We start from the raw sequence: 7,400 nt of genomic DNA, 5'->3' as shown, positions 1-7,400 counted from the left end.
CGGGCCTGGTCGGCGATGGAGCGGGTTATCGCCTGCCTGATCCACCACGTCGCATATGTGGAAAACTTGTAGCCGCGCCGGTACTCGAACTTATCGACCGCCTTCATCAAGCCGATATTTCCTTCCTGGATCAGGTCCAGGAACTGAAGGCCGCGGTTCGTGTACTTCTTGGCGATCGAGATGACGAGGCGGAGATTGGCCTCGACCATTTCCTTCTTGGCGCGGCTCGCTTCCTTCTCGCCCTTCTGGACGGTCGAAACGATCCGGCGGAACTCGCCGATCGGCAGGCCCGCTTCGTCCGACACGGACGAGATCTGCTCGCGCAGCCGCACGATGTCGCCGGTGTGCCGCTCCAGGAAGCGCGGCCATGCCTTGCCCGAAAGACCCTTGATCCGGTCGATCCAGTTGGGGTCCAGCTCGTGGCCGTAGTAATGGTGCAGGAAGTCCTCGCGCTTGACCTTGCTGTCGACCGCCATGCGGAGCAGGCGGCCTTCCATGCCGATCAGGCGGCGGTTGAGACCGTAGAGCTGTTCGACAAGCTGCTCGATCCGGGCGTTGTTGAGCCGGACCGTATTCATCAGCTCGATCATCTCGGCGCGGATCTTGTCGTACTTCTTGTCGGTCTTGCCGATCTCCTCGCCGCGCTGGATGGCGGTCAGGCGGGATTCCTGGATCCGGTGCAGCTTTTCATAGGTCGCCGCGATCTTCTCGAAGGTTTCGAGCACCTGCGGCTTCAGGGCGGCTTCCATGGCGGAAAGCGAGAGGTTGTTCTCCTCGCCGTCCCCTTCGCCATCGCCTTCGGCGTCGCCCCCCAAGGGAGGCTCTGCCTCTTCGCCTTCTCCTGCGGCTCCATCCGCCCCTTCGGCGCGGGCGGGCTGCTCGGTCCCCCCTTCGCCGTCGACAGCGGCGGGAATGCCCTCGGCGACTTCACCTTCCGGACCGCCGCCATATGTGGCGTCCAGGTCGATGATGTCGCGGAGCAGCATCTTCCCTTCGTTCAGGGAATCGTGCCATTCGATGATGGCGCGGATCGTCAGAGGGCTTTCGCAGATGGCCCCGATCATCTGTTCGCGGCCGGCTTCGATCCGCTTGGCGATGGCGATTTCGCCTTCGCGGGACAGCAGTTCGACCGATCCCATTTCCCGCAGGTACATGCGGACGGGATCGTCGGTGCGGCCGATGTCGTCGTCGTCCAGATTGCCGGAGACTCTCGTCTCCCCGTCGCTTTCGGCGGCGGCGTTCTGGTTGTCGTCCTGTTCTTCGCTTTCGACGACGTTGATGCCCATCTCGGAGAGCATCGCCATCGTGTCCTCGATCTGCTCGGAGGACGACTGGTCTGGAGGAAGCGCGGCGTTCATCTCGTCGTAGGTGACGTAACCACGTTCCTTGCCACGGGCGATCATCTTCTTGACCGCTTGCGCCATGCCGTCCATCAGCGGGCCATCGCCGGATTCCTCACGATTTTCCGTCACTTCTGCGCCATTCGTCGCTTTCGTGGCCATTCGATAGATGCCCCCGCCTAGAAAACAAAAGTAGCGCCGACGACTTGCGGTGCTCCGCGCCATCCGCACATACAGGAACTGACTTTATTGGCCTGACCCAAGCTCCATGCTCCATCTGCCACACGCGACCTCAGTATTCAAGGTCGGGGTCGTCATCGAATTCAGCGGCTCCGGCCTCGGCCTCCTGGAGGGCCTTGAGGCGGGACCAATTATCCATATTCAAGTCGCGGGCTAGGGACTGGGTCGCTTCCTGGCGCTCGGACCGGATATGATCGCAATATGTCTGCCCCCATACGTCGGCCCAACCTCGGCGGGCCTGATCCAAAGTCGCTTCCGCACGGGCGAAAGCATACAGGAAAGACGCCGCGCCGACGGCATCCTCCAGATTGGAGAAGCCTTTGCTAGTCAAGTGGCTACCCAATGCGGCAGCGTCAAGGCCGGGATGTTCTACCAGCACCGATACAACCGCCTGCCGCAGGAGATCGAGCGGTTGGGCCAGGAATTGCACTTCGCCCAGCGCCTCGCCGAATTCCTCGAACAGTTCGGGATGGTTCAGCATCGTAGCCAACAGCACCCGCTCGCGTCCCTCGCGGGCCGGACGGGGTCTGGACCGCTGGTAGTCCGGCGGCGGGTCGGTGTTGCGCGGCTGGCGGAAATTGCGCCCGCCGAACCTGCCCGAACCGCCCTGCCGTGACTGGAAAGGCTGCTGAAACGCAGGCCGGGCGCGGAATTTTTCGTAAAACCGCCGGCGCATCTCGTCCCGGTAGAGCGACTGCACGGTACGGTCGTTGATGGTTCCGACCCGCTCGTCCAGGGCCGCCTGAAGGCCGGCGCGGGCCTCGGGCGTATCGACTGCCCTACCCTCCGCTTCCATTTGCCACAACACGTCCGCCAGGGGTCTGGCGCCGTCCAGAACCTCCTGCATTGCCTTGGCGCCCTGCTTACGGATCAGGCTGTCAGGGTCTTCGCCGCCCGCCATGAAGGCAACCTTGACGGAATGATCCGGCATAAGGTGTGGCAAAATTCTCTCAACTGCGCGAAAAGCGGCTCGCTGGCCGGCATTGTCGCCGTCGAAGCACAGGATCGGGACCCGCTGGCCGCTGGGCGACAGTTTCCACAGTTCCAGGATCTGGCTTTCGGTCAGCGCCGTGCCGAGCGGGGCGACCGCCCCCTCGAAGCCGGCGCGGACCAGGGCGATCACGTCCATGTAGCCTTCGACCACGATCACCGGCTTGTCGTCGGTGGCCGCCTGCCGGGCACGGCTCATGTTGTAGAGCAGCTTGCCCTTGTGGAAGAGCGGGTTGTCGGCCGAATTGATGTATTTCGGCCCCTCTCCCTCCAGGATGCGGCCACCGAAGGCCACGACCCGGCCGCGCCGGTCGGTCACCGGGAACATGACGCGGTTCCGGAAGAAGGAGAAGGCGCCGCCGCCATAATCGGAAGGCCGGACGAGACCCGCTTCGATCATGTCGGGCTCCTTGAAGCCCTCCCGCGCCAGATATATCCGGAGCGCATTGCCGTCCGACGGCGCATGCCCCAGCCGGAAGCGGGTGATGGCTTCCTCGTCCAGGCCCCTGCCGTGCAGGTATTCCAGCGCTATCCGGCCCGACGGCGCAAAAAGCTGAAGCTCGAACCAGCGGCAGGCCGCTTCGACCAGATCGTGCAGCGACTTCTGCCGCTCGAACCGCTGGCGGTCCTCCGGGGTCGATTGCGGCACCTGCAATCCGGCCTCGGCCGCCAATTGCTCGACCGCTTCGGGAAACGCCAGATTGTCGTGGCGCATCGCGAAGCCGATGATGTCGCCATGGGCGCCGCAGCCGAAGCAGTGGAAGAAGCCCTTCTGGTCGTTGACGTAGAAGCTGGGCGTCTTCTCGTTGTGGAACGGGCACGGCGCCTTGAACTCGCGCCCCGCCCGGATCAGCCGCATGCGCTTGCCAACCACGTCGGACAGGGCCAGCCGTGCCCGCAGCTCTTCAAGGAATTGAGGAGGAAACGCCATGGGGATTGCGCTAGATCATCCGGGGATCGTTCAGGCCTGGACCAGCTTTTCCTTCACGTAACCGCTCGCCTTGCCGAAATCCATCTGGCCGGCGTAGCGAGTGCGCAGCTCGGCCATGGTCCGTCCCATGTCCTTGATGCCGCCGGCGCCGATATCGGCGATCACCTTGGCCACGGCCTCGCGGACCTCGGCATCGTTGAACTGCTTGGGCAGGAAGGTCTCGATGATGCCGATCTCTTCACGCTCCTGCTCCGCCAGTTCGAGCCGGCCGCCCTGTTCGTAGAGCGAGATCGCCTCCCGGCGCTGCTTGATCATGGTCTGGAGCATGGAGAGGATTTCCTCCTCGTCGATGCCGTCAGTGACGCCGCGGCCGCGCGCCGCGATGTCGCGGTCCTTCAAGGCCGCCAGGATCAGGCGCAGGGTCGATACCGCGCGCGGGTTCTTGGCCCGCATCGCCTCTTTCAAGGCCTCGTTGAGCCGAGTGCGGAACATGGTTTGAAGTCCTTCATCGAGAGAATACGAAGCAACAATACCCAATGTCCGGCACGTCCGCCAGAGCGGCCGTTACGGAGCGATGGGGGCATGGCGGGGGATGCGATCGGGGCACGGCGGCCATTCCGTCACTTGACCGGTGCCGAGCCATGGTTTAATCGCAGGGGCAAGCGAACCACGAACGGCACGACAGGCCGGTCGCGGTCTTGACGCGTGCCGGTTCGCGTTCCACTTGGGCGGAATGCGGCACGATCAGAGCCGCTGTAAGTAATGCGCCCGACGGCGCCGTCAATATGGGGTCAATCACCGATGTCCGATAACACTCCCGCCGGTGCGACGCTCAGCGCCGCCGCCGCGTCGCGCCCGGAAGGTGCGACCGCCGTTCTGGTTCTTGCCGACGGGACCGTGCTGTGGGGCCGAGGACTGGGTGCCCTGGGCGCTTCGGTCGGCGAGGTGTGCTTCAACACCTCGATGACCGGGTATCAGGAAATCCTGACCGATCCCAGCTATGCCGGCCAGATCATCACCTTCACTTTCCCGCATATCGGCAACACCGGCGCCAATGCCGAGGATATCGAGACGGTCACGCCGGCCGCACGCGGCCTCGTGCTGCGCGCCGACATCACCGATCCGTCCAACTGGCGCGCCACCCGCCACCTGGACGACTGGCTGAAGAGCTACGACCTGATCGGCATCTCCGGGATCGATACCCGCCGGCTGACCCGCCGCATCCGCGACGGCGGGGCGCCGACCGGCGTCGTGGCGCACAGCCCCGACGGCGCGTTCGACCTGGAGGCGCTGCTGGCGCAGGCCCGGCAGTGGCCGGGGCTGGAGGGCATGGACCTCGCCAAGGACGTTTCCTGCCGCCAGACCTACGACTGGGACGAGGGCATGTGGAAGCTGGGCGAAGGCTATGCCCGCCAAGAGAACCCGCGCCACCACGTCGTCGCGATCGACTACGGCGCCAAGCGCAACATCCTGCGCTGCCTTGCCGGGACGGGAGCCAAGGTGACGGTGGTGCCGGCGAACGCCACGGTCGAGGACGTCATGCGCCACAAGCCGGACGGCGTCTTCCTGTCCAACGGCCCCGGCGATCCGGCGGCCACCGGCAAATACGCCGTGCCGACAATTCGCGGGCTGATGGATACCGGCGTCCCGATGTTCGGCATCTGCCTGGGCCACCAGCTGATGGCGCTGGCGCTGGGCGCCGAGACGGAGAAGATGCCGCGCGGCCATCGCGGCGCCAACCATCCGGTCAAGGACTTGGCGACCGGCAAGGTCGAGATCACCAGCCAGAACCATGGCTTCGTCGTCAAGCCGGAGAGCCTGCCCGACACGGTCGAGGTGACCCATGTCAGCCTGTTCGACGGCACCAACGAGGGGTTGAAGGTCAAGGACAAGCCGATCTTCTCGGTCCAGTACCATCCGGAAGCCTCACCCGGTCCGGAAGACAGCCATTACCTGTTCCACCGCTTCGTCGATCTGATCGACAGCAAGCGGGGGTGAGGAGCCCCTCGTCCGATAATAATAAGTGGATGCCGTAGGTCGGTCTAAAGCGAAGCGGCAGCCGACATAGACGCGCCTGCTTGTCGGCTGCCGCTTCGCTTTAGCCGACCTACAGATTTATTGCGATATGGCATTCGATCGACTTCAATAAGAAAAAGGCGCGGACATCGTCCGCGCCTTTTTTATTTGGGAACCGGGTGGAAGCCGGAGCTTCGTTACCGCCCTTCCGGACGGCCACGCCCCTGACCACCGCCACCGCCGCTGTGACCGTGGCCGCTCCGCTGCGGACGGCCATGCTGCTGGGGACGTCCCTGGCCCTGCGGCGCCGGACGGCCTTGCCCCTGCCCCGGTGAAGACTGGGGCCGGCGCTGCTGCGGACGCGGCGGGCGCGGCGGACGGTCGTCAGCACTCGGAGCGGACACGACGCCGCCGTGGGAATGCCACGGGTGATCCTCGACGACCGGGATGCGGACCTTGATCAGCTTCTCGATGTCCTTGAGGAAAGCCCGCTCCTCGCTGTCGCAGAACGAGATGGCGATGCCGCTGGTCCCTGCCCGCGCCGTGCGGCCGATCCGGTGGACGTAGCTTTCCGGAACGTTAGGCAGGTCGTAGTTGATGACGTGGGTGATGCCGTCGATATCGATGCCGCGCGCCGCGATGTCGGTCGCGACGAGAACACGGATCTCGCCGGTCTTGAAGTTCTCCAACGCCCGCTGGCGTGCGGTCTGCGACTTGTTGCCGTGGATCGCCTCCGCCCGGACGGCGATCTGGCCGAGTTGCTCGACGACCCGGTTGGCGCCGTGCTTGGTGCGGGTGAAGACCAGGGCGCGGTTGATCTCGGGGCGCTTCAGGACTTCGCCCAGCAGCGGACGCTTGTCAGCCTTCTCGACGAACATGACGTGCTGCTCGATCCGCTCGGCGGTGCTCGACACCGGCGTCACCTCGACCCGGACCGGTTCGGTCAGGATCTTGTCGGCCAGCTTGGCGATTTCCGGCGGCATGGTGGCGGAGAAGAACAGCGAGTGGCGCTTGGCCGGCAGCGTCTTCAGGATGCGCCGGACATCGTGGATGAAGCCCATGTCCAGCATGCGGTCGGCCTCGTCCAGGACGAACACTTCAAGCCGGTCGAGCTTGACCAAGCCCTGCCCGATCAGGTCGAGCAGACGGCCCGGCGTTGCCACCAGGATATCGACGCCGCGCGACATCGCCTGGACCTGCGGGTTCTGGCCGACGCCGCCGAAGATCACCGTATGGGTCAGCGGCAGGTTGGCGCCGTAGGTCTTGAAGCTGTCGCCGATCTGGATCGCCAGTTCGCGCGTCGGCGTCAGGACGAGGGTGCGGGCACCCTGCGGGACGGGCCGGGTGCGGGTGGCGGACAGGCGGTGGAGGATGGGCAGCGCGAAGGCCGCCGTCTTGCCGGTACCCGTCTGGGCGACGCCCAGCAGGTCGCGGCCTTCGAGCAGGTGCGGGATAGCCTGCGCCTGGATCGGGGTCGGAGTGGAATAGTTCTCGGCGCTGATGGCGCGCAGGATCGGCTCGCTCAAGCCGAGATCGCTGAAAGACGTCACTGTGAAAGGATCTTTCGGGGCTTGACCGCGCGCTGCCGGGCCGCCCTCTGGTGCTGATGCGGGTCTTTCGGATGCAGCGGCACAAGCTGCCGCTTCGCGCGATCACGAAAGACAATTGATCGAGACCGATAGTTGCTCTTTCGCAAGTGCGAAGTCAAGGGGCCATAGGTCAGAGCTTCGCGGGAAGGCAGGCATCATGGCTGCATGGCCCTGAGTGACAAGGTGGCCGTTTCGCCTGTTGGGATGAGCAGGAAACACAGCGTGGGAGATCGAGATGCGCGCGCAAGCATGGCGGGGACGCTCCAGTTCCAGCAGTCTGGCCGGCCCCTTGTT

The 7,400-nt window shown here is 64.9% G+C and carries 6 protein-coding genes; 1 reads left to right on the top strand and 5 read right to left on the bottom strand.

Annotation, left to right across the window (positions count from 1 at the left end; translation table 11 throughout):
- The 3 genes from AC5JJ6_RS33385 to AC5JJ6_RS33375 form a co-directional block, all read right to left on the bottom strand.
- The coding region (locus tag AC5JJ6_RS33385) for a sigma-70 family RNA polymerase sigma factor (protein ID WP_496046168.1) at positions 1 to 1,502 on the bottom strand (1,502 nt) is incomplete at its 3' end.
- Between the two features lie 130 nt (positions 1,503 to 1,632).
- Positions 1,633 to 3,501: a DNA primase gene (gene dnaG / locus AC5JJ6_RS33380; protein ID WP_496046167.1), complete on the bottom strand. Its 1,869-nt coding sequence runs from the start codon at positions 3,499 to 3,501 to the stop codon at positions 1,633 to 1,635.
- Between the two features lie 30 nt (positions 3,502 to 3,531).
- The gene (locus AC5JJ6_RS33375; RefSeq protein WP_496046166.1) at positions 3,532 to 3,993 is read right to left on the bottom strand and encodes a GatB/YqeY domain-containing protein; all 462 of its coding nucleotides are present in this window, start codon (positions 3,991 to 3,993) and stop codon (positions 3,532 to 3,534) included.
- A 309-nt stretch (positions 3,994 to 4,302) separates the two neighbouring features.
- Here AC5JJ6_RS33375 and carA point away from each other — a divergent pair, with 309 nt between their 5' ends.
- Positions 4,303 to 5,499: a glutamine-hydrolyzing carbamoyl-phosphate synthase small subunit gene (gene carA, locus AC5JJ6_RS33370; protein WP_496046165.1), complete on the top strand. Its 1,197-nt coding sequence runs from the start codon at positions 4,303 to 4,305 to the stop codon at positions 5,497 to 5,499.
- 215 nt (positions 5,500 to 5,714) lie between these two features.
- Here the strand turns inward: carA and AC5JJ6_RS33365 are convergent, their stop codons facing one another.
- A complete protein-coding gene (locus AC5JJ6_RS33365; RefSeq protein ID WP_496046164.1) occupies positions 5,715 to 7,067 on the bottom strand; it encodes a DEAD/DEAH box helicase in 1,353 nt (450 codons plus the stop codon).
- 102 nt (positions 7,068 to 7,169) lie between these two features.
- Positions 7,170 to 7,400: hypothetical protein (locus AC5JJ6_RS33360; RefSeq protein ID WP_496046163.1), on the bottom strand; the 231-nt coding region annotated here is incomplete at its 5' end.

This window comes from Skermanella sp., assembly GCF_059503625.1.
This window is presented reverse-complemented; position numbering and strand designations above follow the sequence as displayed.

Excerpts from the sequence above, each read along its gene's own strand:
- AC5JJ6_RS33375 (WP_496046166.1), bottom strand. The coding sequence starts at position 3,993 with ATGTTCCGCACTCGGCTCAACGAGGCCTTGAAAGAGGCGATGCGGGCC.
- carA (WP_496046165.1), top strand. The coding sequence starts at position 4,303 with ATGTCCGATAACACTCCCGCCGGTGCGACGCTCAGCGCCGCCGCCGCG.
- dnaG (WP_496046167.1), bottom strand. The coding sequence starts at position 3,501 with ATGGCGTTTCCTCCTCAATTCCTTGAAGAGCTGCGGGCACGGCTGGCC.